This is a genomic window from Pseudoalteromonas shioyasakiensis, from assembly GCF_019134595.1.
GTDB classification, from domain to species: Bacteria; Pseudomonadota; Gammaproteobacteria; order Enterobacterales; family Alteromonadaceae; genus Pseudoalteromonas; species Pseudoalteromonas shioyasakiensis_A.
This window is the reverse complement of the sequence record NZ_CP077770.1, coordinates 3126121-3151237: the sequence shown is the minus strand read 5'-3', so window position 1 is coordinate 3151237 and position 25117 is coordinate 3126121. Positions and strand designations below refer to the sequence as shown.

Genomic DNA, 25117 nt, shown 5'->3' with positions numbered 1-25117 from the left:
TTCTGGCGAAGTTAACAGCTGTCACTAACAAAGACCCGTTTGGGTTGTATGGTTAAGTGACTAAGCGTACACGGTGGATGCCTTGGCAGTTGGAGGCGATGAAGGACGTATTAACTTGCGATAAGCCTAGTCAAGCTAGTAAAAAGCGCTTGAGACTAGGATTTCCGAATGGGGAAACCCACCTGCTTGCAGGTATCTTACACTGAATACATAGGTGTAAGAGGCGAACGCGGAGAACTGAAACATCTAAGTACCCGTAGGAACAGAAATCAACCGAGATTCCGGAAGTAGCGGCGAGCGAAACCGGACCAGCCCTTAAGCTTATTATGTGTTAGTGAAACATTCTGGAAAGTTTGACGATACAGGGTGATAGTCCCGTACACGAAAATGCATCTTAAGTGAAATCGAGTAGGTCGGAGCACGTGAAACTTTGACTGAATATAGGTGGACCATCATCTAAGGCTAAATACTCCCAACTGACCGATAGTGAACCAGTACCGTGAGGGAAAGGCGAAAAGAACCCCTGTGAGGGGAGTGAAATAGAACCTGAAACCGTGTACGTACAAGCAGTAGGAGCCCTTCGAGGGTGACTGCGTACCTTTTGTATAATGGGTCAGCGACTTATATTTTGTAGCGAGGTTAACCGATTAGGGTAGCCGTAGGGAAACCGAGTCTTAACTGGGCGTATAGTTGCAAGGTATAGACCCGAAACCCGGTGATCTAGCCATGGGCAGGTTGAAGGTTGAGTAACATCAACTGGAGGACCGAACCCACTAACGTTGAAAAGTTAGGGGATGACCTGTGGCTAGGAGTGAAAGGCTAATCAAACCGGGAGATAGCTGGTTCTCCCCGAAATCTATTTAGGTAGAGCCTCGGACGAATACTTACGGGGGTAGAGCACTGTTAAGGCTAGGGGGTCATCCCGACTTACCAACCCTTTGCAAACTCCGAATACCGTAAAGTACTATCCGGGAGACACACGGCGGGTGCTAACGTCCGTCGTGAAGAGGGAAACAACCCAGACCGCCAGCTAAGGTCCCAAAGTCATAGTTAAGTGGGAAACGATGTGGAAAGGCCCAGACAGCCAGGAGGTTGGCTTAGAAGCAGCCATCCTTTAAAGAAAGCGTAATAGCTCACTGGTCGAGTCGGTCTGCGCGGAAGATGTAACGGGGCTAAACTATGCACCGAAGCTGCGGATTCAAACTTTGTTTGAGTGGTAGGGGAGCGTTCTGTAAGCCGTTGAAGGTGTACCGGGAGGTATGCTGGAGGTATCAGAAGTGCGAATGCTGACATGAGTAACGATAATGCGGGTGAAAAACCCGCACGCCGGAAGACCAAGGGTTCCTATCCCATGTTAATCAGGGTAGGGTAAGTCGACCCCTAAGGCGAGGCCGAAAGGCGTAGTCGATGGGAAACGGGTTAATATTCCCGTACTTGGTATAATTGCGATGGGGGGACGGAGCAGGCTAAACAAGCATGGCGTTGGTTGTCCATGTGAAAGTGAGTAGGTTGAGAGTTTAGGAAAATCCGGACTCTTAAGACTGAGACACGAGACGAGCACCCAAGGGTGTGAAGTTGTTGATGCCATACTTCCAGGAAAAGCCTCTAAGCTTCAGATTATACCGAATCGTACCCCAAACCGACACAGGTGGTCAGGTAGAGAATACTAAGGCGCTTGAGAGAACTCGGGTGAAGGAACTAGGCAAAATCGTACCGTAACTTCGGGAGAAGGTACGCTCCTATCTGTGATGAGACTTGCTCTCTAAGCGGACGGGAGCCGCAGTGACCAGGTGGCTGGGACTGTTTATTAAAAACACAGCACTGTGCAAAATCGCAAGATGACGTATACGGTGTGACACCTGCCCGGTGCCGGAAGGTTAATTGATGGGGTTAGTTTTCGGACGAAGCTCTTGATCGAAGCCCCGGTAAACGGCGGCCGTAACTATAACGGTCCTAAGGTAGCGAAATTCCTTGTCGGGTAAGTTCCGACCTGCACGAATGGTGTAACCATGGCCACGCTGTCTCCACCCGAGACTCAGTGAAATTGAAATCGCAGTGAAGATGCTGTGTACCCGCGGCTAGACGGAAAGACCCCGTGAACCTTTACTACAGCTTGGCACTGAACATTGAACCTACATGTGTAGGATAGGTGGGAGGCTTTGAAGCAGAAACGCTAGTTTTTGTGGAGCCGTCCTTGAAATACCACCCTTGTAGTTTTGATGTTCTAACGTTGGCCCCTAATCGGGGTTACGGACAGTGCCTGGTGGGTAGTTTGACTGGGGCGGTCTCCTCCCAAAGAGTAACGGAGGAGCACGAAGGTTGGCTAAGTACGGTCGGACATCGTACGGTTAGTGTAATGGTAGAAGCCAGCTTAACTGCGAGACAGACACGTCGAGCAGGTACGAAAGTAGGTCATAGTGATCCGGTGGTTCTGAATGGAAGGGCCATCGCTCAACGGATAAAAGGTACTCCGGGGATAACAGGCTGATACCGCCCAAGAGTTCATATCGACGGCGGTGTTTGGCACCTCGATGTCGGCTCATCACATCCTGGGGCTGAAGTCGGTCCCAAGGGTATGGCTGTTCGCCATTTAAAGTGGTACGCGAGCTGGGTTTAGAACGTCGTGAGACAGTTCGGTCCCTATCTGCCGTGGGCGTTTGAGAATTGAGAGGGGTTGCTCCTAGTACGAGAGGACCGGAGTGAACGAACCGCTGGTGTTCGGGTTGTCATGCCAATGGCATTGCCCGGTAGCTACGTTCGGAACTGATAAGCGCTGAAAGCATCTAAGCGCGAAGCAGGCCTCGAGATGAGTTCTCACTAGACTTTTAAAGTCTCTGAAGGGCCGTTGAAGACTACAACGTTGATAGGCAGGATGTGGAAGTGGTGCGAGCCATTAAGCTAACCTGTACTAATTACCCGTGAGGCTTAACCATACAACGCCAAACGCGTTTTGTGACATCGTAACAGACAGAAGTTAAGAAACTAAAGTAGACATTTACTGATATCAGAATTCCGAATTTTAGTTAATTGCCAAGGCGATTAACGAACCAAATTTGCTTGGTGACAATAGCGTTTTGGACCCACCTGACCCCATGCCGAACTCAGTAGTGAAACGAAACAGCGCCGATGATAGTGTGGCATTTGCCATGTGAAAGTAGGTCATCGCCAGGCTCCAAATAAGAGAAAGCCCGATTCGAAAGAGTCGGGCTTTTTTGCGTTTAGAGCTGTCAGTTGAACTGTGGGGTTGTCCTGTACAGAGTCGTCCTCAGCACTCTCCTTGCTCACCCTTGTAGGATTTGCAGAGCAGAGCGAAACCCAACACGAGTTAGCGAGTTGCAAGTTAGCAAGGGTAAAGTTGAACTGCAGGGTTGTTTAGTACAGAGTTACCTTCAGCAACAACCCCCCGTAGGAGGCACTTCAGTGCCGAATCTAGACCTTTACAAACACATTCATGGCTAAAGCCATTCCTACAAGTACACTTTGCCTAGAACCTAGAACCTAGAACCTAGAACCTAGAACCTAGAACCTAGAACCTAGAACCTAGAACCTAGAACCTAGAACCTAGAACCTAGAACCTAGAACCTAGAACCTAGAACCTAGAACCTAGAACCTAGAACCTAGAACCTAGAACCTAGAACCTAGAACCTAGAACCTAGAACCTAGAACCTAGTACTCTTTCACATATATTTTGATCAGTTGCCCCTACTTAAATTCAGGTAACTGATCTTTTTCAATCAATAATTCAATACTCCTGCTTTTTCCAGTAACTGATGTTATAAATTTCTTCTTCTTAAGAACTGAAATCATTGAATGAACACTTGAAGATGCGGTTCCAAAGTAGCGCTCAAAATCACTTTCAGCAGGCGCAATCCCATTCACTTTTGTGTAGTAATAAATAAATGCTAAATACTGACCTTGCTTTGCTGTAAACAGTGGCGACTCTTCTTTATTCATAATGAACTTTTACCCTAATCAACGATCCTTTAACTCATATAAACTTACTTAATATTGTTATGAACCGAAAGTATATTGTTGAATTATCAGAAGAAGAAAAACAAGAATTAATAGACTATTGCAAAAAAGGCATGGTCAATGTTCGAAAGTACAAGCGTGCTGCTATTTTATTAAAAGCTGACCGTTGTAGATATACAACAGAGCAAATATGTGAAGCAGTTCAAGTGAGCTCTTCTACCGTATTTCGAGTCAAACGCCAGTTTGTTGAAGAAAATCTAGCGGCAGCTTTGAATGAAGGTGCACGAAGTGGTGCAATGAGAAAAACTTCTGCGAAAGATGAAGCAACCTTAATCGCCACAGCTTGTACTAAGCCACCAACAGGTCACGCTAGATGGACATTATCTTTACTTGGAGAGCGATTAGTTACACTAACAGATTTAAATAGTATCTCGTATGAAACAATACGGAGGCGTCTTAAAGAGAATGCACTAAAACCATGGCAAAAAAAGATGTGGTGTGTGGCGACAATGGATGCCGAATATATCGCGCGGATGGAACATGTGCTCGAGTTGTATGCTGAGCCAGCAGACGAGTTAAGCCCCATAATTAACTTTGATGAGGCGATGAAACAACTTGTAGATGATACTCGACCGGCACAACCAATGAAGCCGGGGCAGACTAAGCGGTTAGATTATGAATATAAACGTGTAGGTGTGGCCAACTTATTTGTATTCTTCGATCGCCATCGAGGGTGGCGGCATGTTAAAGCAACAGAAAGAAAGACGAAAATTGACTTTGCTAATTGTATGAGGGATTTAGTTGATCTTCATTATCCACATGCGAACAAAATAAAAGTTGTGTTAGATAACTTATCAACTCATACAGAAGGAGCGTTATATAAAGCATTTTCTCCACAGGAAGCACGCCGGATTTTAAATAAACTAGAATTACATTACACACCAAAACACGCGAGTTGGTTGAATATGGTCGAGATAGAAATTGGTAATATGAATAAGCAATGTTTAGATAGACGTATAGCAAGTATGGAAGAACTAAAGACAGAGCTCGCGGCCTGGGAATGGAGCAGGAATAAAGAAAGAACAAGTATAAACTGGATGTTTAATGTTGAATTAGCTCGTGAAAAACTTCAGCGGGCTTATGGTGCCCTCAACTAGTCAGAACTTGTGTGATGAAGTACTAGAACCTAGAACCTAGAACCTAGAACCTAGAACCTAGAACCTAGAACCTTCGTTAGAGGGAGACGCAGCACCAAACACCCACACTGTGCGGCTGATAGCTGACGGCTGAAAGCTGATAGCTCTGTGTTTGGTTTCGCTTCGCTCTACCCAACCTACGCCAGACTTCCAAACTTTCCCATCGCAAACTTTAATCTCGCTAACTCTCGTTTATAACGCTCATTCCCCTTGCCTTTGCTCTGCTTTGGCTAGTTGAATGTATTTTGTTTCGACTAGTTGTGAGAGGGGAACAAGTTCGAAGCCTTGTTGCTGTAGTTCTGGAAGGGCTTGTTGTAGAAAAGCAACGGTTTCTGGGTAGGGATGGGCAATGGCGATTGCGTAGTTGAAGTGTTCAGCTTTGCTTTTTAGTTCTTCAAGTTGATGTTGTAGCTGACTTTGGGTGACATTGTTATCAAGAAATACATGACGAGATACGTTTGCAACACCATACAGGTTAGCAACATTTTGTGCTTCACTTTGACTCGTTGTACGGCTATCTAAGAAGTACAAACCGCGTTTCTTTAATATTTCCATCGTCCATTTCATTGGCTGTGTAAGTTGTGTTAACTCAGAGCCCATGTGGTTATTTACCCCTTTTACTTGTGGTAGAGAGGCTAACGCATGACCAAGTGTTGTTTGTAACTCTGACTTACTCATAGTATCAGTGAGTGCACCCGGACCAAGTGCTTTAGTTTTATCAAGCGCTTGCATTGGTACATGTAAAAGTAGTTCTTTATGAGTTCTACTAGCACGTTCAGCAAATATTTGCGAATAGGGTGTATGGGGCAAGATTGAGAAGCTCACTTGCCCTGGTAAGTTTAATATTTCAAGATCTCGCTGATGGTTGCCTATATCATCAATTACTATGGCTATTTGCTTTGCTTGGCAAAATAGCGGTAGGCAACATACGGCGAGTAATAAGCCTGTTTTTAAATTCACTTTTTGTAATTATTATATCCGTTGTGAGCATTTACTTACTGCATAATAAAGAGCTGCTTTGCTGTAAGTTGCTTTTTGTCTTGTCCATCTAGAAGTGAGCTAAAAAGCGCCAATTCTTGGATGTTTTTTATTATAACGCCTTGGTCAATTTCTGAAAGCATTGTTTGATTAATACTCACATCTGGGGTGATCCCCTTCCCATCGATAGATTGACCCGAAGGTGTGTAATAACGTGCTGTAGTCAGTTTCAATGCGGTATTACCGTTACCGAGGGGTATCAAGGATTGCACTGAGCCCTTACCAAAAGAAGTTTCGCCAATTAGCACCGCTCGTTGATTATCTCTTAATGCTGCTGCAAGTATTTCAGCCGCAGAGGCAGAGTTTTCGTTAATCAGTACAGCAATGGGAGCGCCACTGAGTATGTCGCCTTTATGGGCTTTATACTTCTGATTAGCTTCATTAAAGCGGCCTTTGGTTGATACTATGGTGCCTTTATCTAAAAACAGATCTGCAACTTCAATGGCCCCTTGTAATGTACCGCCTGGGTTATCACGTAAATCAATAATTAAACCTGAAAGAGGGAAACTATTGGTAACCTGCATTTTTGCAAGTTCCCGAGCAACATCGTGTAATGTGTGGTTATTGAATGAGTTGATACTGATAAGCGCAACGCCTGTATCTGCTAAATGGCCATGAACGCTTTGTAAGTTGATTTGTTGGCGCTTTATCGAGAAATTTAACTCAGTATCTTTCTCTCTTTTAACTGCGACATCGACAGCACTTTGACCGCTTTGGCGAATTAATTTAGCCACTTCTTCGATACTTTTGTCTAAAATAGGTTGTTGATTAATCGCTATAACTTCATCATTTACCTGAAGACCCGCAACCGCCGCAGGTGAGTTATTAATAGTGTTAACAATATACACGCGACCATCTTCAACTTTTACTTCGATACCGAGTCCCGTGTATCTACCATTAGTGCTACTGAAAATCGCATCGAGCTCAGTTTCGTCGAGGTATTTTGAGTATGGATCAAGGCGTTCGAATAACGCTTCGACTTGTAAGTTATCAGGCTGGGTTACAAATGTGTTTTGTAGTTTCAGATCATCAACATAATATGTATGGATATTAAATAGAATTTCGTTTAGTTGCTGATGCTGTAGTGACTGTAACGAGGGTTTTGCAACAGCCTGAAACGATTGCAGTATCAGGCATAGCAAGCTGACAAGTAATAAAAAAGACAGCTGAGTAAAAAACTTAGCTGGGGATAAATGAGCTTTGTAAGAGTAAGTTGTGTTTAGCATCAGCTGCTCCTCATAGAGTGCAGCTATTTAATCAATTAAATGCGTCTGCACCATTTTACAGGATTTACTGCGCGTCCTTTGTGGCGTATTTCAAAGTATAGACCAGGATCCGGTTGTCCGCCGCTTTGACCGACTAATGCAATTGTTTCGCCTTCTCTAACAAGGTCGCCAACATCGCGAAGTAGAGTTTGAGCGTGACCATATAAGCTCATAAAGCCATCGCCATGATCAATAGCGATAACCCAGCCAAAGCCATTTAGCCAGTCTGCGTAAACAACTTGGCCGTTCTGTACGCTTTTAACATTACTGCCTTCTTTAGCGCTGATAAGTACGCCTTTCCAATCTATGTTGCCGTGCTTGCGCTGCCCAAAGCGGTGGCGTAATGCCCCTTTGGTTGGCCAGTCGAGTTTGCCCTTACTACTTTGTAAGCCTAGTAATTCAACCTTTTCACTTCGCTCTTGTTCAAGCTCTTCAATAGCGGTGATCAGGGTTTGCTCATTTTCTTTTAAGTAATCAATAGAGCTTTTAGTTTCTTTTAACGCTGACTGGAGTTTATTGAGGTTAGTTTTACGCTCTTGTTGTGCATTGACCAGAGCTTGCTGGCGTCTTTTTTGCTCATCATATAAGGCAACTAGACGTTGTTTGGTTTTTTCAAGCTCAGCTTGGTTGTCTGCAATTTCTTGCTGTAGTGCTTTGAGCTCTTCAATTTGCTCAATACGTGCTTTATTTAAATAATTATAATAACTTAGTGTGCGCTCAATTTTGGCTGTATCTTGTTGGTTAAGCAACATTTTTGAGTAGTCATGGCTACCCGCCATGTAGGCGCTTTTTAGTTGTGCGGCTAATAAGGTTTGGCGCTCTGCTTGCTGGGCTTTAAGTTGCTCGGCTTTAGCTTGTTGTTCTCGCTGTTGTTGCTCATTTTCTTTAACAGATTGGGCGGCAAGGTTTAATGCTTTGGCATTTTGAGCTATGTCGAGTTCATGGGCGCGCAGATCTTTACGCATTTGGGCAATGGACTTGCGTTGACCTTTAAGCTCAGCCTCTGTTTTTTGTAAAGCTGATTGAATGTCTGATAAGTCTTTTTTGGTTTGATCTTCATTAGCAACAACCGAAGTTGCTACTAATGAAGTCAGTATTAAACCAGTTTTAAGGAAGTGGTTAATACATTTACTCATAGCTTATTTCAGCGTCATGATTGGTTTACCAGTCATTTCACTTGGCTGCTCTAAGCCGAGTAGGTGAAGCATAGTTGGAGCCACGTCACTCAATGTTTTACCATCATGTGGTGTTGCATTACGGCCAACATAGATAAATGGCACTGGCTCACTGGTGTGTGCGGTATGTGCTTGGCCCGTTGCTGGGTTAGCCATTTGTTCAGCATTACCATGATCGGCTGTAATAAGCGCTTCACCACCATGTTCTTCAAGTGCTGCAACTACACGACCAATACAATGATCAACTGCTTCACATGCTTTCACTGCTGCTTCGAATACGCCAGAGTGACCTACCATGTCTCCGTTAGGGTAGTTACAGATGATAGCATCGTATTTACCGCTAGCGATTGCTTCAACCAATTTATCGGTCAGCATTTCAGAGTTCATTTCTGGTTGCAGATCGTATGTTGCAACTTGTGGTGATGGAATTAGTTCGCGAGTCTCACCAACAAATTCATCTTCACGACCACCGCTGAAGAAAAAGGTCACGTGTGCGTATTTTTCTGTTTCAGAAATACGTAGCTGTGTTTTACCTTGCTTCTCTAACCATTCGCCTAATACATTTGTTAAAGGCTCTGGGGCAAACGCAATCGGCGCTTTAATGTCTGCTGCGTACTCTGTCATCATCACAAAAGCGCTTAACTGTGGTGATTTTTTCTTATCAAAACCACTGAAGTCAGCATCAACAAAGGCACGAGTCATTTCACGTGCTCGGTCTGCTCTGAAGTTAGCAAAGATAACAGTGTCGCCGTCATTGATCTCAGCAGCTGCTTGGCCTTCTGGCACAACAGTTGTTGCTGCTACGAACTCGTCGTTCTCGTCACGTGCATAAGCCGCTTCTAGTGCGGTTACACCGTCAGTGTAGCTGTATTCAGCAATGCCACTAACCATAACATCATATGCAAGCTCGACACGATTCCAACGGTTATCGCGGTCCATTGCATAGTAACGACCAACAAGCGTTGCTAAGCGGCCACAGCCAAGCTCTGCAAATAAGGCTTCGATGCGCTCAATTGATGCTTTTGCACTACGTGGCGGTGTGTCACGGCCGTCTAAGAAACCGTGGAAGTAAACTTCTTTTGCACCGCGCTTAGCAGCAAGTTCAATCGTTGCCAAAATGTGGTCTTCATGACTATGAACACCACCTGGGCTTAAAAGCCCCATAATATGCACGGCTTTGCCTGCATTTACAGCTTTGTCGATATTATCAACAAGCGCTGGGTTGCTATCGAACTCACCATCATCAATGGCTTTTGTGATGCGAGTAAAGTCTTGATAAACGATACGGCCAGCACCTAAATTTACGTGGCCTACTTCAGAGTTACCCATTTGTCCTGCAGGTAAACCAACATCAAGTCCCGAACCTGAAATTAATGTATGTGGGCGGGTTGCCCAAAGGTTGTCGAGTACTGGGGTATTAGCAGCAAGTATGGCGTTACTTTCTGTGTCTTCACGGTATCCCCAACCGTCTAAGATCATTAATACCAATGGTTTTTTATGCTCTGTCATTATAGCTCCTGAAGATTGGCACTTATATATCACTAGCATACCGTGTTTTATGGTTTTGATCAGCTATCAATATGTCATATTAAAATATTTCACGCCCTAGCATTTTCAATTCAAGCACGTATACTTGCGTGGCAAATTTTAATTAACCCATGGCTATGCGCTGTGGTATCTAAATTTCTTAGTGGAAAACGCATGGATCAATATATTGAATTTATCTCAAATCATCCGGTTTTGAGCATTATCTGGTTAGCATTAGTCGCTATGCTGATCAGCAGTTGGTTTAAAAGTAAATTTTCGGCTATCCGTCAAATCAACCCACAGCAACTTACCTTGCTAATTAACCGTGATGATGGTCAAGTGATTGATATACGTGCACAAAAAGAGTTTAACTCTGGCCGTATTGCAGGCGCAACTCACTTAAATCCGGAAAAAGCAAAGCAATCTGATTTTTCAAGCCTTGAAAAGTTTAAGACTAAACCCATTATACTAGTATGTACCACGGGCATGACTGCCTCAGGTATCGCAACTGCAATGCATAAAGCAGGTTTTGAGCGTGTTTATGTATTAGCGGGCGGTATGGGCGCTTGGCAATCAGCTAGCTTACCTACAACGACCGGTCGTTAATAAGGCTCACTGCCCGATAGAGGAATTATTATGAGTAATGTTGTTCTTTACACAAAAGCATACTGTCCATTCTGCCAACGTGCTTTGGCGTTATTAGACAGTAAAGGTGTAGACTACACGAATATCGATATTGGTGTTCACCCTGAGCGTCGTGATGAAATGATCGACAAAGCAAATGGTGGTTACACAGTTCCGCAAATTTTCATTAATGATGAACATATCGGCGGTTGTGACGACATGATGGCAATTGAAGCGCAAGGCCTTTTAGACGCAAAGCTTAACGCTTAATAAATTTTAAATATAAAAACGAATACAAGTTAGGAATTACAATGAACGAAGAAAATCAAAACGCAGCAGCAGAACAAGCCGGCGCTCAATTCTCAATCCAACGCATCTACACTAAAGATGTTTCTTTTGAGACGCCTAACTCACCTGCTATTTTCCAAAAAGAGTGGACTCCTGAAGTTAAGCTTGACTTAGATACTCGTTCTAACAAATTAGAAGAAGGTGTGTTTGAAGTTGTTCTTGCTTTAACAGTAACGGCTTCAATCGGTGAAGAAACAGCATTCCTATGTGAAATCCAACAAGCGGGTATTTTCACAATTGGTGAAGTTGAAGAAGTTCAACTTGCACACATGTTAGGTGCTTTCTGCCCGAACGTACTTTTCCCTTACGCACGTGAAGCAGTATCAAACCTAGTTAACCGTGGTACTTTCCCACAATTAAACTTAGCGCCAGTTAACTTTGACGCACTATTTGCTCAATACATGCAACAACGTGCAGCTCAAGATCAACAGGCAACTGCAGACGCATAAGCTATGAGTACAGCACAATCAGCTGTTACAGTATTAGGGGCGGGGTCTTATGGCACCGCCCTTGCTATTTGCTTTGCCAGAAATGGCCACCCAGTGACCTTATGGGGCCGCAATAGCGATGACGTTGCTACGCTTGCAGCTGAGCGAAAGAATCAACGTTATGTTCCAGATGTTAGCTTTCCTGAAACCCTCCAACTAGAAGCCGATTTAGAAACGGCAGTTAAAGCAAGCAAGATCATTTTGGTTGTTGTGCCGAGTCATGCTTTTGCTGGCACGCTGCAAAAAATCAAACCTTGGTTGTCAGAAGGTGCTGAAGTTGCATGGGCTACCAAAGGTTTAGAGCCAAATACAGGGCGTTTACTGCAAGAAGTAGCGGTACAAGAGCTAGGCGATGATGTTCCTCTGGCTGTGCTTTCAGGGCCTACTTTTGCAAAAGAAATGGCAATGGGCTTACCAACCGCTATTTCGGTGTCGTCGACCTCGAAAGACTTCGCTAAGCAATTAGCTGACCTTTTACACTGTGGCCGCTCATTTAGGGTTTATAACAATGATGACTTCATTGGTATACAGCTTGGTGGCGCAGTTAAAAATGTGATTGCGATTGGCGCAGGTATGTCTGATGGTTTTGGCTTTGGTGCCAACGCACGTACTGCCTTAATCACTCGCGGTTTAGCTGAGCTTTGCCGTTTAGGGTGTGCATTAGGTGCCCGTTCAGATACCTTTATGGGTATGGCTGGCCTTGGTGACTTGATCTTAACCTGTACAGATAACCAATCTCGTAACCGTCGCTTTGGTCTTGCTCTTGGCAAGGGGGAAGGCGTAGAAGCTGCAATTGAATCTATTGGTCAGGTTGTTGAAGGCTATAGAAATACCAAAGAAGTGTATTTACTTGCTGAGCGCACAGGTATTGAAATGCCAATAACGGAGCAAATTTACCAAGTACTTTATGAAAATAAAGATGTAAAAGAAGCTGCGATGGCACTACTTGGCCGTGAGCAAAAATCTGAATAATTTAGATTGTGCACTGTTAAATAAAAAACGCGATTTATTAATCGCGTTTTTTATTTGATGTACCGTTGCAACCACTAGCTAGATTGCTGTTTTTCTAGCGTGTCATTAATAAACTCGCTGACTTGGTTGGCTTTTAATGGCTTGCAGTAATAGTAACCTTGTTGAAAATGACAGCCCATAATATGCAGCATGTAAGCTTGCTCTTCAGTTTCTACTCCTTCAGCAACCACATTTATGTCCAAATACTTAGCTAGCCGCACTATGGTGGCGGTGATATTACGATCTTGGTCGTTTTTATCGATATCTTTTACGAATGACTTGTCGATTTTGAGTGTATCGATTGGAAAACGCTTTAAGTAACTGAGTGATGAATGACCCGTGCCAAAGTCATCCAGCGCGATATGGACACCAATCGATTTAATACGTTTCATTTGCTGCTCTGCAAATTCAGGGTTATCCATCATGGCGCTTTCTGTGATCTCGAGTTCTAAGCAATGTGCCGGTACGTCAAATTTAGCTAAGTTGTCGATGAGTGTTTCAATAAGGCTACTTTGCTGAAAGTGTAAGGCTGAAATATTAATAGCGACATTACCAAATGAAATGTTTTGTTTTCGCCACTGGGCCAGTTGATTAAGCAGCTGCTCCATCAGTAATTGGGTGAGCGGAATAATGGCACCATTTTGTTCGGCAAGCGGAATGAACTCATCGGGGTTAATAACACTGCCATCTTCTTGAGGCCAGCGAACTAATGCTTCAAAGCCGTATAACTGATTATGCTGGGCATCAAACTTAGGCTGAAAATAAAGCTCAAACTCATTGTTGGTAATGGCTTTAAATAAAGCGCTCTCTTTGGTTAACTCGGTTGGGTCGAGAGTATGGCGCTCTTTATCAAAAAATTGATACGTATTACGGCCCATTTTTTTTGCATGATTCAAAGCACTATTTGCGCTGCGCATTAAGTATTCACAGTTGTAGGCGTTGTCTGGATAGATAGCAAGACCACAGCAGGCCGATAGCGAGGTCTCAAAACCATCTAACATAAATGGGGTTTTAAACTGCTGAAGGATGATGTCTGCGGTTTTTTTAGCAAAGAATACGGTTTGACCTGAATAAAGATAGGGCGGCACGAGTACCGCAAATTCATCTGCACCGAGCCTTGCAATAGTAAAGCCTGAATTTAGTGAGTCAGTTAAACGACAGGCCACTTCTTTTAGCAGTACATCGCCAATTGTGTGACCGAGCGAGTCGTTAATCTTTTTGAAATTATCTATGTCGATAAAGATGATTAGTAGGCTAGGGTAAGTGTCGTTACAAGCATTGATTGCTTTTTCAAGGGACTCTATAAAAATGGCACGGTTTGATAAGCCTGTGACACTGTCTTTGGTAGTGAGCTTGAGCATAGTTCGCTCGTTATTCTTACGAGCAGTTACATCAGAAAACATACCAACGTAACGTACAGAGCTTTTTGCAAAGCGTGGTGTGGTCACTTTTGTAATACACAAATCAATGGCGTAGGGTTGCCCATCTTTGCGTAAATTCCAAATTTCGCCAGACCAATAACCATCATTACTCAGCTCTTGTTGGATGATTTCTTCGAGTTGTGTATCACGACCAGCTTGCGTTAATGCTTTGAATTTTTTACCAAGTACATCGGCTTTTTTATAACCCGATATTTCACTAAATGCGTTATTAATTTCTATGATCCTAAACTGTTCATCGGTGACCCAAATACCATCTTTAGACTGGGAAAGTAGAGCATCCATCAGCGTCATCTTTTGGTTTCTTTGATAATAGATAACCGCACCAATGAGGATGACAATCGCTAGAAAGATTAGTAGTAATAGGGGAGTCGTATTGGGGGCTTGTGAGTTAGAGGGATTAGACACAGCAGCAGAAGCAGCACTAGAAAAGTGCTGCATCAGCAAAATGATACTGCATACTCGGGCAAAAAAGCGCATTAAATCCATCTTTAGGAACAAACTCACCTATTTAGGTTAGTCCATAAAAAATGGTCGTGCTAAACAATTAGTGAATATTTATTACAAGCGCTTTTTCAATGAGTTATTGACCGTTCACAAAACCCAGCTGACGCCAAGATTCATAAACAAATACAGCAACTGAGTTAGATAAGTTCATACTACGGCTGTCTTTTTGCATTGGAATACGTACACGTTGCTCTTTAGGCAACGACTGAATTAGATCATCAGGTAAGCCACGTGTTTCAGGGCCAAACACTAAACAATCGCCGGGTTGGTATTGTGCTTGATGATGAAATTGGCTGCCCTTAGTGGTGCAAGCATAGACTTTTTTCGGTTGGCATTTTTCTAGATATGCTTCAAACGAGGCATGGCGCTGTACATGACTAAACTCATGATAATCAAGACCTGCACGTTTTACGCGTTTATCATCCCACTCAAAACCAAGGGGTTCAATTAGGTGTAACGCATAACCTGTGTTTGCGCATAAGCGAATGATATTACCCGTGTTTGGTGGAATTTCTGGTTGGTACAACACAATATCAAGCATGTGAATCTCATTTATAAGGATTTGATCTGCTGCTGAGTATACACGAACTAGAATTAAAAGATGATATACTCAACACAGTTACTCACTAAAGGTAAGTTGTTGTGCAGCATCGTAGTTATGAGTTTTGGGTTAAAACAGCCAGTATAGTCACCATTGTTATGGTGAGTCTGATGATCGCGGCAAAAAGCTGGGCATGGCTTGCATCTGGCTCGGCGTCAATGCTGGGTTCATTGACCGATTCGTTAATGGATATCACCGCATCATTGATGAGTTTTTTAGTGCTAGGTTATGCACTACGCCCTGCTGATGACGACCATCGCTTTGGTCACGGTAAAGCCGAAGCATTAGCCGGGCTTGCACAAGCTGCTTTTATAGCTGGATCAGGTTGCTTCTTAGCGTTTCATGGCATTGAGCGCTTATTTAATCCTGTTACTTTAAAACATTCAGATCTTGGTATTTGGGTCAGTATTTTCGCTATTGTTTGTACGCTCGTGGTGGTATTTGTGCAAACTAAGGTGATAAATCACACCGAATCAATCGCCATTAAAGCAGACTCGATTCATTATAAAGGCGATTTAATCTTAAATTTGGCCGTACTACTGGCAATTGTGTTAGCGAAGTACGGTGTCGCTTATGCCGATCCATTGTTTGCTATTGGGGTGGCTGTTTATTTACTTTATAACAGCTGGGATATTGCTCGCGAAAGTGCTGATCACTTAATGGATAAAGAGCTCCCAGATGAAGAAAAACAACAAATACTAGCCATTGTGAATAGCCATCAAGACGTATTTGGCGCCCATGATATTCGCACCCGCCAAGGTGGTAAAATTAAGTTTATTCAGATGCATTTAGAGCTGGAAGACTCATTATCATTGATAAGAGCCCATCAAGTTGCTGATGAAGTAGAGGCGTTAATTCAAACGCATTTTGATTGTGAAATGGATATTTTGATGCACCTAGACCCACTTTCTGTGGTTAACAAAACACGTCAAAGCTCAGCACAAAATTGATAAAAATCGCTGAGTATTGTTTGTCTGATCTCGTCGCGTTCACACAATAGTTCGTGGCGAGCGCCCGCGTAGCTTTTTAGTTGTGCTTGCTTTTGCCTATGGGTAAGTGCAAATTGCGCAGCGTTATCGACCACAGTATCTTGCTCGGCGCTTGCGATAAACAAAGGAATATTGACTTTTTTATCGACTAATGAGGCAATAAAATCAAACGACGCATTGAGCCAGCCATAGGTTACACCACCTAGTTGTAAATCACCTTCTGCTGCATAAAGCTCTCTGAACAGTTTATATCGAATTTCACTACTGGTTAGTTCATTAGCTGCAAAGTCGACTGGTAAATAATCGCGTTGGCCAAATGCGTAACTGCGGCCAAGACCAAGTAAGGATGCAATTTTAGCAGCCAGTTTTGCTACAGGCTTTGGCGTGCCTTTGGTATAGATATCAAACATCGGCGCTGATAAAAAAGCACCCGCAAATTGATGCTGATAGCGCGATAGGTAATCATAGGCAATGGCACTGCCCATAGAGTGACCAAGCAAAACCTGCTTTCCTTGCCAGTGTTGATGCACCACTTTTTCTATAAATACAGCAAAGTCATCTGCGTAGTCAGTAAAGCGGTTTACATAACCCTTATGAGTGTTTTTTAAATGACGATAAGAGCGACCTTGCCCCTGGTGATCAACACTAAAAACTGCAAAGCCATTTTGATATAGCTCCCAAAGCAACTCTTTGTACTTAATCAAAGACTCTATACGTCCAGTACTGATAACGATGGCCGTTTTTGCTTGTTGAGGAATTGCATAGCCGTAATAAAGCTTGCCATGAGCGGTGCTCAGAAAGTCTTGCTGTAATTGCTCAGAAAAAAACTGATTAATATTAGGTAGGTTATTAACAAGACTTGCTTCGCTACTATAAAACATTTACTCACTCTTATAAGGTAGGCGGATGTTTACGCACAGTCCGCCATGTTCTTGGTTTTTAAGTGTTAGTGTACCATCATGTGCTGAGATAGCATTCTTTGCAATAGCAAGACCTAAGCCCGTGCCACCTGTGCTTCTATCACGAGCATGCTCTTGGCGAAAGAAGGGTTCACACAGCCTTGCTAGGTTTGCTTCATCAACCCCTTTACCGTCATCACAAATAGTGATGTAGATAGCATCTGATTCAACTAAGCCTATTGAGATTGAATGTTCTGCGTATTTAATGGCATTGCGAAGTACATTCTCAAGCGCGCTGGCTATTAAGGTTTCATCGCATTTTAAATCGGCTGTTAGTGTACCATTTACAATAAGCTCTTTATTACTTTGCTTGGCCTCAAATTGAGCATCGTTGAGTACATGATCTACAATCACTTGTAAGGATTGTGTACTCAACGCCAGAGTCTGGCTTTTGGCTTCTAAGCGTGAAACTTGAAGTACATCGGCAATCATTTTATCGAGCTGATTGGCCTCTTTTTCAATACGCTCTAAATAAGCGTGTTGAGCATCATCGGCTTGCATTTGTGCAAGGCCTGTGGCCATTTTTAAACGCGTTAATGGTGAGCGTAGTTCATGAGAAATATCTGCTAGCAGTCGTTTTTGAGCGCTAATAAGCTGCTCAAGTTGCACCGCCATGGTATTAAAGTCACGACCAAGTACACCTAACTCATCTTGACGAGTAGGAGATACATCGGCACGGGCAGTTAAATCGCCATGAGCAAGCTTTTTTGCGGTTTCTTTTAAGCTATTAATAGGTGCAATTAAGTTACGGCTAAAGAAGAAACTCAGCATCAAGGATGCAACTAAAGCTATCAGTAGTTTAAGCCAAACAGGCATTAGCCATAGGCTGACAAAAAACGGTTTCTTGCGTTTTTCATCGATTTCATAAAGATAAAACTTACCTTCAGGCACATTCAAAGCTACCGGTCCATAAGCTTGGTATTCATCGGTAAAAATAATTTGCGGACGCATATATTTGGTAAAGTTCAGCAAGCTTAAATCAATGTCTTTGGATACAGGTTCGCTAAGCATTTCAACACCATGAACCTCACCGTTTAAGTACAGTAATTTATGCTTTGATAAGCGCGGATGAGATAAAACCTCTTGAGTTGGTTTACCGTGCTTAGCAACAATACGCTCAATACTTTTAGCAGTGTACTCAAGATTTTTCAGCATGGGTCCACGCAGGTCGTCATTGCCGACATTGCTCGTTAACTGGCTTAAAAACACCAGTATTGTGATAGTCGCTATGACAGTAACCCAAAACCAAGCAAATATTTTTAAAAACAAATAATGGCGGGGATGCTTTAGCCAGCTTGGAGTTTGCATATTATTCGCCTTGTATTAATACATAACCACTGCCACGCATGGTTTTGATCCGTTCGTTACTAACGTGCTCTGCTATCTTTTTACGGATATTACTCACATGCATATCGATCGAACGGTCAAAAGGAGCAAGGCGTCTACCTAATACTTGCTCACTTATTTGCTCTTTGCTGATCACTTCACCAGCATGTTGCACTAGCATGGCAAGAATCTCATACTCAGTGCCGGTTAGGCTGAGTACATTGTCATTAACAGAAGCCTCACGAGTTGCGAAATTAACATTGATGCTGTTAACACTCAATGAGCTGGCTTGTTGGCTCGATAAGCTATTGATATGTTCGATGCGACGGGTAATTGCTTTAACGCGAGCTAGTAGCTCTCTGTGGTTAAATGGCTTAGGAATATAATCATCTGCGCCTAGCTCTAAACCAAAGATACGATCAAAATCTTCGCCTTTCGCGGTTAACATGATCACCGGTGTGAGCTTGTGTTGCCTTAATTGTTTTAGCACCTCAAAGCCATCCATAGATGGTAGCATCACATCAAGCAATATAAGCTCGTAGTTATGCTTAATAGCTTGCTTTAGGCCTTCAGCGCCATCATGAACACACTCTACCGTAAAACCTTGTGCTGATAAGTACTCGCTGAGTAATTCGCACAATCCTGTATCGTCGTCGATCATTAATAGTTTCATTCTGACACCTAGCTATTTATTTCTTTAAGGTTATTTTACTCAGTAAATTGTGCAAAAGTGAATCTTTACACAACCTTTACACTGGTTTGCGTTCCTTTGCATTGAATTAGTTATAGTTAACCCATCAGTCGGAAACGACAACAGAGCACAACCCAACAAAAGGTAATGATTATGACTATTTCAAATAAGCTTTCTAAATTCGTACTTGTTTGTGGTTTAGCAGCAGCCAGTGTAGGTGCTACATCAGCAATGGCGAAAGGAGACTTTAACCGTGGTATGAACCCACAGGCTCGTTTTTTACTTTCTGAGCGTGGTATTGATAAATTACAACTTACCGAAGAGCAGCAAACGCAACTTAAAGCGATTTTTGCCGAGCAGAAAACACAATTTGAAGCACTGCGTGGCGATAAAGATGCAATGAAAGCCGCTCGTGCTGCACACAAAGAGAAAATGGATGCGTTATTAGCAACAAAAGCATTTGACGAAAATGCCGCATTAGAGCTGATTAATGCGCGCCAAGAAAAAGGTCAGCAGTTTGCAATGCTAAAAATGAAATCTGACCATGCGATTTGGCAGGTTTTAAATGATGAACAGCGCGAAAGCTATCAAGAGATTAAAAAACACCTGCGTAAAAAAGGTCACAAGAAGGGCCACCATGGTCATCGAGGCGAACGCAAAGCTGAGCGTTCTGAAGGTTAAAAGTGATAGGTTATATTAAAAAATGCGGCAAATGCCGCATTTTTTGTATTTGACGCTTTATTCTTTAAAGAATGAATCATCGTTCTTAGCCAGCATTGCTTCGATATCTTCAATCATATCTTGGCTCAAATCATTAGCATTGCTAATTGGGCTAGAAATTTTATTGTTCTCAAACGACCACTCGCCTAAATCAATTAGCTGGCAGCGTTTTGAGCAAAATGGACGATGCGGGCTTTGCTCTGACCATTCAACTTTGGCTTTGCATGTTGGGCAGTTTACAACTGTTGGCATGGAATAACTCTCAAATAAGCACTTTTGTCAGATCTTACTGAACAGTAAACTGATAATCCAGTAACGAATTTGTTTAGAAACTCGTTACTCGGTTTATTTCTGCTAGAGAGGTAACACCGTCGGCGGCTTTTTTCAGGCCTGATAAACGCAGATCATTAAAGCCTGAGCGCAGAGATACTTCAGCGATTTCGAGTGAGTTACCACCACGCATAATAATTTGCGCTATTTCAGGGGTAATTTGCATTACCTCGTAAATACCAACTCGACCTTTATACCCTTCAGTACAGCTGTCGCAGCCTTTTGGAGCGAATAACTGAACTTCATTGAGCTTGTCTTTATCAAAACCTTGGCGAATTAACTCTTCATCAGGCAGTTTTTCTGGTGTTTTACACTTAGGGCAAAGTCGTCTTGCTAGACGCTGCGCAATAATAAGGCTGATTGAACTTGCAACGTTATAAGCAGGAACACCCATATTTAAAAGACGAGTAAGGGTCTCAGGCGCAGAGTTTGTATGCAGAGTTGATAATACTAAGTGACCAGTTTGCGCCGCTTTAATTGCTATTTCAGCGGTTTCAAGGTCACGGATCTCACCAACCATTACTACATCGGGATCTTGTCGTAAGAAAGCCTTTAATGCATTGGCAAAGGTCATGTCTGCCTTTGGATTAATTTGTACTTGGTTAATCCCTTCAAGGTTGATCTCTACCGGATCCTCGGCAGTACTGATATTGCGCTCTGGCTGGTTAAGAATATTCAAACCTGTATAAAGTGATACCGTTTTACCAGAGCCCGTTGGACCAGTTACTAAGATCATACCTTGTGGTTGCTCAAGTGCGTCCATGTAGAGTTTTTTCTGCTCAGGCTCATAACCAAGCACATCGATACCCAGCATGGCACTTGATGAGTCGAGAATACGCATAACGATTTTCTCGCCCCAAAGAGTAGGCAATGTACTGACACGGAAGTCGATACTTTTACGTTCAGTGATTTTAAGCTTTATACGGCCGTCTTGAGGTTTACGTTTTTCTGCTATATCTAGTCGTGACATAACCTTGATACGCGCGGATAAACGGCTCGCTAAGGTATTTGGCGGACTTGCCATTTCATGCAAAATACCATCGATACGAAAACGAACGCGGTAGCGGTGTTCATAAGGCTCAAAGTGTAGATCCGATGCGCCTTTTTTAATTGCGTCCATCAAAATTTTATTGATGTAAACGATAATAGGGGCATCGTCTTTATCTTCATCTTTGCTAGTTAAATCGCGAGGGGCTTCTGTTTCAAGCTCACCAAGTTCTTTAAACTCATCTTCACTTAAGTTTAGGCCTCCTGCGGCATCAAGTAATTGCTCGATTTTGTTTTCAAGTTGCGTGTAATCAACAACGACCACTTCGCATGAAAGGCCGGTACTAAATTCAAAGTTTTCAAAGGCACCGTAGTCGGTTGGATCTGAGGCTGCAATGTAGAGCTTACGACCTTTTTTAACTAGAGGTAGAATGTGGTGCTCACGAATTAGTTTGTCTTTAACTAGTTCTTCGCTAATGTTCGCAACGTCAAAGTCTTTGATGTCAAAATAAGGCACACGAAAAAGGTCTGTACATTGCTCTGCGAGCTCATGGCCAGCCATTCCACATGTTTTAGAAATAAGCTCTGCAGTAGAGTTATATTCGCGCTGCTTTGATTTTACGGTCTCTGCATCAATGCGACCGAGTGTAATAAATTTTCGAAGTAGCGGTGAGTTTATATTCATTGCGCACCTAGATTGATCCTTTATTGCCACAATCTAACAGAAAAAGTAAGGCTATTACATCAGTCTTGTCTGATTTTAGAAAAATTGCAAAAAAATTAACCTAAAACTCAGTTGTTTAGAGTTCGAGTTGGTACTTTTGTATTGGTTTCGGGGGGCTTCTATTGAATAAGAATCTATAAATAAAATCAATAGCCTAGTGAGAGTGTATTAGATACTTTTCATGCAGTTTTTGCACATCCGTTTTTACTTCTTCAAGAGGGCGGTTATTATCTAAAATATCTCCTGCTTTTTGTTGTTTATCAGCTCTGCTCATTTGAGAAGCGATAATTTGCTTAGCTAATTCTACAGAGACATTATCACGGGCTGTAGTTCTTGTAATTTGTACATCAACCGGAACATCAATTAGCAAGGTATGGTTGCAGTATTTTTCTAAGCCATTTTCAAAAAGTAAGGGAGCAACTAAGATGACATAATTGCTGGTGGCTTGCTTTAATTGGCTCAGCATTGATTCTCGAATAAGTGGATGCAATAAGTTATTTAGCCATTGCTTTTGTGATTCATTGGCAAAGATAATTGCTCTTAGTTTTGCGCGATCAAGCGTGCCGTTATTCGTGAGTATTTCATCACCAAAATGTGCTGTAATTTTTGTAAGGCCGACAGAGCCAGGCTCAACGACTTCTCTGGCAACTATGTCGGCATCAACCACTTGAATACCAAGCTCTTCAAACATGGCGCTTACTGCACTTTTTCCTGAGCCAATACCACCGGTTAGCCCTAAAACCCAGTTTGCCATAATTAGTAACCTAAATAGTTAAAGTAATAACTTTTAATTTGCTCACCCCAAAGTAAGGTGACCCATCCTGCGATGGCAAGGTAAGGCCCAAATGGGATTGGCGTGGTTTTGTCTTTACCTTGAATAATGATTTGCGCTATGCCGATTATGGCACCTACGACACTTGATAACAGCACGATAGTTAAAATATCTTGCCAGCCAAGTAGCGCACCAAACACGGCTAACAGTTTAAAGTCGCCATAACCCATGCCTTCTTTACCTGTAGCAAGCTTAAACAACCAATAGACACTCCATAAGCTTAGGTAGCCAACTGCTGCGCCGATAATGGCATCGCTCGGTGCAATGGTAATATCCATAGTGGCAGCAATCAGCGCTAACCAAACGAGTGGCAGGGTGAGCTGGTCAGGCAATAACATCTGATCTACATCGATAAAGGTTAATGCAACTAAAAACCAAGTAATCAATATATATAGAAGAGCTAGCTTTGTCGGGCCAAAAACAACGGCGACAACTAAACTTAGAACCGCAGTAAGCATTTCAACAATAGGGTAGCGCACAGAAATCGGTGTTTGACAATTTGCACAGCGACCTTTTAGCAATAGCCAACTTAAGACAGGGATATTTTGCCAAGCTTTAATCGGTGCTTTGCATTTAGGGCAGGTCGAATTAGGTTTTACTAAATTAAAGGGAGCTTGTTCTGTTTGCTGTTTTGAGTTGAGCTCATCGGCCAATACAATACGGCACTCAGTTTGCCATTCTCTTTTCATCATCAGTGGTAAACGGTAAATCACCACATTTAAAAAGCTACCAATACACAGGCCTACTAAGCCTACAGTCAAAAAATAAAACCACTGCTGACTTTGCATCGTAGTGGTTATATCAAGAAAAAAGTTTTCCATTAAAATACCTAACATCTGGCCATTTAGAGGCCGATTTTACTTCGCTGTATTGAACTATTCTTATTATTTATTTTATGAAGCAAGTAATCAATCAGCTTTTAGAGTTTTGCTTACAGCTATGTGTTAAATCACCGAACCTAATTGGAATATAGGCAAGTACATAGCAACAATTAAACCACCAACAAGCACACCTAATACAGCCATAATCAGTGGCTCAAGTAAGCTCGATAAACCATCTACGGCATCATCAACTTCTTGTTCATATATCGTTGCCACTTTAGCAAGCATACCATCAAGTGAACCAGACTCTTCACCTATGGCCACCATTTGCACCACCATATCAGGGAAGATTTTAGCGTTTTTCATCGCCCAGTTCATTAAGTTACCCGAACTTACCTCGGCTTTTATTTCTAAAATAGCATAACGATAAACCGCATTCCCGGAGGCACCAGCAGCTGAATCAAGCGCATCAACTAAGGGCACACCGGCAGCAAAGGTAGTTGAAAGCGTGCGAGCATAACGTGCAACCGCCGCTTTATTTAAAATCATACCAATAACAGGCAGTTTTAATATAGCTCTATCATTTGCATCTCTGAGTTTTTTACTTTTAAGTAGTGCTTCTTTGTAAACATAACCTGTAGCGACAACAGCAATAAGTATCATCCACCAATATTCCTGCATAAACTCAGAAATACCAATCACCATAAGGGTAAATGCAGGTAATTCAGCACCAAAACCATTAAAAATATCTTGGAATTGCGGTACCACGAATATAAGCAGAATTGACGTAACGATTAAAGCAACCACTAACACCGCAACGGGGTAAAACATGGCTTTTTTGATTTTTGACTTTAATGCCTCAGCCTTTTCTTTATAAAGTGCTACTCGGTCAAATATTTTATCGAGGGCGCCTGATTGCTCGCCAGAGGCTACCAGATCGCAATATAAATCATCGAAGTGTCGTGGATGTTTGCGAAGAGCTTGAGAAAGTGGCACACCAGCTTTTACTTCATCGCCAATTCCTTCCATTAATTTGGTGACACTTTTATTCTTTGCGCCAGAAGCAATCATTTCTATTGTTTGTATTAAAGGAACACCTGCAACGAGCATAGTTGCGATCTGACGGGTTATTAGAGCAATGTCTTTTGCTGTTATCTTCTGTACTCTTGTTCCAAATAATGGTTTCGGTTTACGCTTTACTTTAGAAGGCGTAATACCTTGCTTTCTAAGTTGAGCTTTTACAAGAGCAATGCTTTCACCAGATAGTTCACCTTCTAATTTTTTTCCTCGCGCACTTAAGCCAACCCATTGGAAAGTGTCCAGTTCTTTTGAGTTTTTTTCTTTCATTGATTCTTACCAGTGGACATCATATTTGTATGAAAAAGATATTTAACTACCTGATTATTTTCCCTTCTCCACATTCTACTATCTAAAAAGTAATGGTGTATATTTATAAAAAATATTACAGATATCAAAAAAGTGTGATTCGATATTTCACCGAATTTTATCATTGAGTCTAATTCAGTAGGGATTATATAAAAAATTAG

At 42.4% G+C, this 25117-nt stretch carries 22 protein-coding genes and 2 rRNA genes; 9 read left to right on the top strand and 15 right to left on the bottom strand.

Going from position 1 to position 25117, the window contains the following annotated elements:
• Positions 1–50: 50 nt before the first annotated feature.
• Positions 51–2933 (top strand): 23S ribosomal RNA (locus KQP93_RS14615).
• Positions 2934–3056: 123 nt separating this feature from the next.
• A 5S ribosomal RNA gene (rrf, locus tag KQP93_RS14610) occupies positions 3057–3171 on the top strand.
• Between the two features lie 531 nt (positions 3172–3702).
• On the opposite strand, the gene KQP93_RS14605 is transcribed toward rrf, so the two are convergent.
• Positions 3703–3954, bottom strand: a complete 252-nt coding sequence (locus KQP93_RS14605) for a LexA family protein (protein ID WP_175081208.1) — start codon at positions 3952–3954, stop codon at positions 3703–3705.
• Between the two features lie 59 nt (positions 3955–4013).
• Between KQP93_RS14605 and KQP93_RS14600 the strand changes: the two genes are divergently transcribed.
• Positions 4014–5129, top strand: a complete 1116-nt coding sequence (locus KQP93_RS14600; protein WP_217874995.1) for an IS630 family transposase — start codon at positions 4014–4016, stop codon at positions 5127–5129.
• A gap of 240 nt (positions 5130–5369) precedes the next feature.
• Here the strand turns inward: KQP93_RS14600 and KQP93_RS14595 are convergent, their stop codons facing one another.
• From KQP93_RS14595 to gpmM, 4 genes are read right to left on the bottom strand one after another with little or no spacing between them, the layout of a single operon-like run.
• Positions 5370–6128, bottom strand: coding sequence for a divergent polysaccharide deacetylase family protein (locus KQP93_RS14595; RefSeq protein WP_217874994.1), 759 nt, complete (start codon positions 6126–6128; stop codon positions 5370–5372).
• Positions 6129–6163: 35 nt separating this feature from the next.
• Positions 6164–7432, bottom strand: coding sequence for a S41 family peptidase (locus tag KQP93_RS14590; RefSeq protein WP_217874993.1), 1269 nt, complete (start codon positions 7430–7432; stop codon positions 6164–6166).
• Between the two features lie 35 nt (positions 7433–7467).
• Positions 7468–8607 (bottom strand): murein hydrolase activator EnvC family protein, encoded by a 1140-nt coding sequence (locus KQP93_RS14585; protein ID WP_217874992.1) that lies wholly within the window; start codon positions 8605–8607, stop codon positions 7468–7470.
• 3 nt (positions 8608–8610) lie between these two features.
• Positions 8611–10155, bottom strand: coding sequence for a 2,3-bisphosphoglycerate-independent phosphoglycerate mutase (gpmM, locus tag KQP93_RS14580; RefSeq protein WP_217874991.1), 1545 nt, complete (start codon positions 10153–10155; stop codon positions 8611–8613).
• Between the two features lie 192 nt (positions 10156–10347).
• Here gpmM and KQP93_RS14575 point away from each other — a divergent pair, with 192 nt between their 5' ends.
• The 4 genes from KQP93_RS14575 to gpsA are packed head-to-tail and all read left to right on the top strand — an operon-like array spanning position 10348 to position 12605.
• On the top strand, positions 10348–10779 hold the full coding sequence (locus KQP93_RS14575) for a rhodanese-like domain-containing protein (RefSeq protein ID WP_054562817.1): 432 nt from the start codon (positions 10348–10350) through the stop codon (positions 10777–10779).
• A 30-nt stretch (positions 10780–10809) separates the two neighbouring features.
• On the top strand, positions 10810–11067 hold the full coding sequence (gene grxC, locus KQP93_RS14570) for a glutaredoxin 3 (protein ID WP_054550973.1): 258 nt from the start codon (positions 10810–10812) through the stop codon (positions 11065–11067).
• Between the two features lie 41 nt (positions 11068–11108).
• Complete coding sequence (secB, locus tag KQP93_RS14565) at positions 11109–11594, top strand: protein-export chaperone SecB (protein ID WP_054550974.1); 486 nt, start codon at positions 11109–11111, stop codon at positions 11592–11594.
• A 3-nt stretch (positions 11595–11597) separates the two neighbouring features.
• Positions 11598–12605, top strand: a complete 1008-nt coding sequence (gpsA, locus tag KQP93_RS14560; RefSeq protein WP_055022087.1) for an NAD(P)H-dependent glycerol-3-phosphate dehydrogenase — start codon at positions 11598–11600, stop codon at positions 12603–12605.
• A 74-nt stretch (positions 12606–12679) separates the two neighbouring features.
• On the opposite strand, the gene KQP93_RS14555 is transcribed toward gpsA, so the two are convergent.
• Entirely contained in the window at positions 12680–14563 is a 1884-nt protein-coding gene (locus KQP93_RS14555) for a putative bifunctional diguanylate cyclase/phosphodiesterase (protein WP_217874990.1), read from the bottom strand.
• A 103-nt stretch (positions 14564–14666) separates the two neighbouring features.
• Complete coding sequence (gene trmL, locus KQP93_RS14550) at positions 14667–15131, bottom strand: tRNA (uridine(34)/cytosine(34)/5-carboxymethylaminomethyluridine(34)-2'-O)-methyltransferase TrmL (RefSeq protein WP_058586636.1); 465 nt, start codon at positions 15129–15131, stop codon at positions 14667–14669.
• Positions 15132–15232: 101 nt separating this feature from the next.
• On the opposite strand from trmL, the gene KQP93_RS14545 reads away from it, so the two are divergent.
• Positions 15233–16141, top strand: a complete 909-nt coding sequence (locus tag KQP93_RS14545; protein ID WP_082401648.1) for a cation diffusion facilitator family transporter — start codon at positions 15233–15235, stop codon at positions 16139–16141.
• Here KQP93_RS14545 and KQP93_RS14540 read toward each other — a convergent pair.
• From KQP93_RS14540 to KQP93_RS14530, 3 genes are read right to left on the bottom strand one after another with little or no spacing between them, the layout of a single operon-like run.
• On the bottom strand, positions 16120–17061 hold the full coding sequence (locus tag KQP93_RS14540) for an alpha/beta fold hydrolase (protein ID WP_217874989.1): 942 nt from the start codon (positions 17059–17061) through the stop codon (positions 16120–16122). The two genes, KQP93_RS14545 and KQP93_RS14540, sit on opposite strands and share 22 nt — an antisense overlap.
• Positions 17062–18447, bottom strand: coding sequence for an ATP-binding protein (locus KQP93_RS14535; RefSeq protein ID WP_217874988.1), 1386 nt, complete (start codon positions 18445–18447; stop codon positions 17062–17064).
• A gap of 1 nt (position 18448) precedes the next feature.
• Entirely contained in the window at positions 18449–19138 is a 690-nt protein-coding gene (locus tag KQP93_RS14530) for a response regulator (RefSeq protein ID WP_217874987.1), read from the bottom strand.
• A 171-nt stretch (positions 19139–19309) separates the two neighbouring features.
• Here KQP93_RS14530 and KQP93_RS14525 point away from each other — a divergent pair, with 171 nt between their 5' ends.
• Positions 19310–19837, top strand: coding sequence for a Spy/CpxP family protein refolding chaperone (locus KQP93_RS14525; RefSeq protein ID WP_217874986.1), 528 nt, complete (start codon positions 19310–19312; stop codon positions 19835–19837).
• A 57-nt stretch (positions 19838–19894) separates the two neighbouring features.
• Here KQP93_RS14525 and yacG read toward each other — a convergent pair whose 3' ends face one another.
• From yacG to KQP93_RS14500, 5 genes are all read right to left on the bottom strand, one after another.
• On the bottom strand, positions 19895–20128 hold the full coding sequence (yacG, locus tag KQP93_RS14520; protein WP_054562797.1) for a DNA gyrase inhibitor YacG: 234 nt from the start codon (positions 20126–20128) through the stop codon (positions 19895–19897).
• A 73-nt stretch (positions 20129–20201) separates the two neighbouring features.
• Positions 20202–21878 carry a type IV-A pilus assembly ATPase PilB gene (gene pilB, locus KQP93_RS14515; protein ID WP_217874985.1) on the bottom strand — a complete coding sequence of 559 codons (1677 nt, stop codon included), beginning with the start codon at positions 21876–21878 and terminating at the stop codon, positions 20202–20204.
• A gap of 193 nt (positions 21879–22071) precedes the next feature.
• Positions 22072–22671 (bottom strand): dephospho-CoA kinase, encoded by a 600-nt coding sequence (gene coaE, locus KQP93_RS14510; protein WP_217874984.1) that lies wholly within the window; start codon positions 22669–22671, stop codon positions 22072–22074.
• A 2-nt stretch (positions 22672–22673) separates the two neighbouring features.
• Positions 22674–23570 (bottom strand): prepilin peptidase, encoded by an 897-nt coding sequence (locus KQP93_RS14505; protein WP_217874983.1) that lies wholly within the window; start codon positions 23568–23570, stop codon positions 22674–22676.
• A 123-nt stretch (positions 23571–23693) separates the two neighbouring features.
• Positions 23694–24917, bottom strand: a complete 1224-nt coding sequence (locus KQP93_RS14500; protein ID WP_217874982.1) for a type II secretion system F family protein — start codon at positions 24915–24917, stop codon at positions 23694–23696.
• Positions 24918–25117 lie beyond the last annotated feature (200 nt).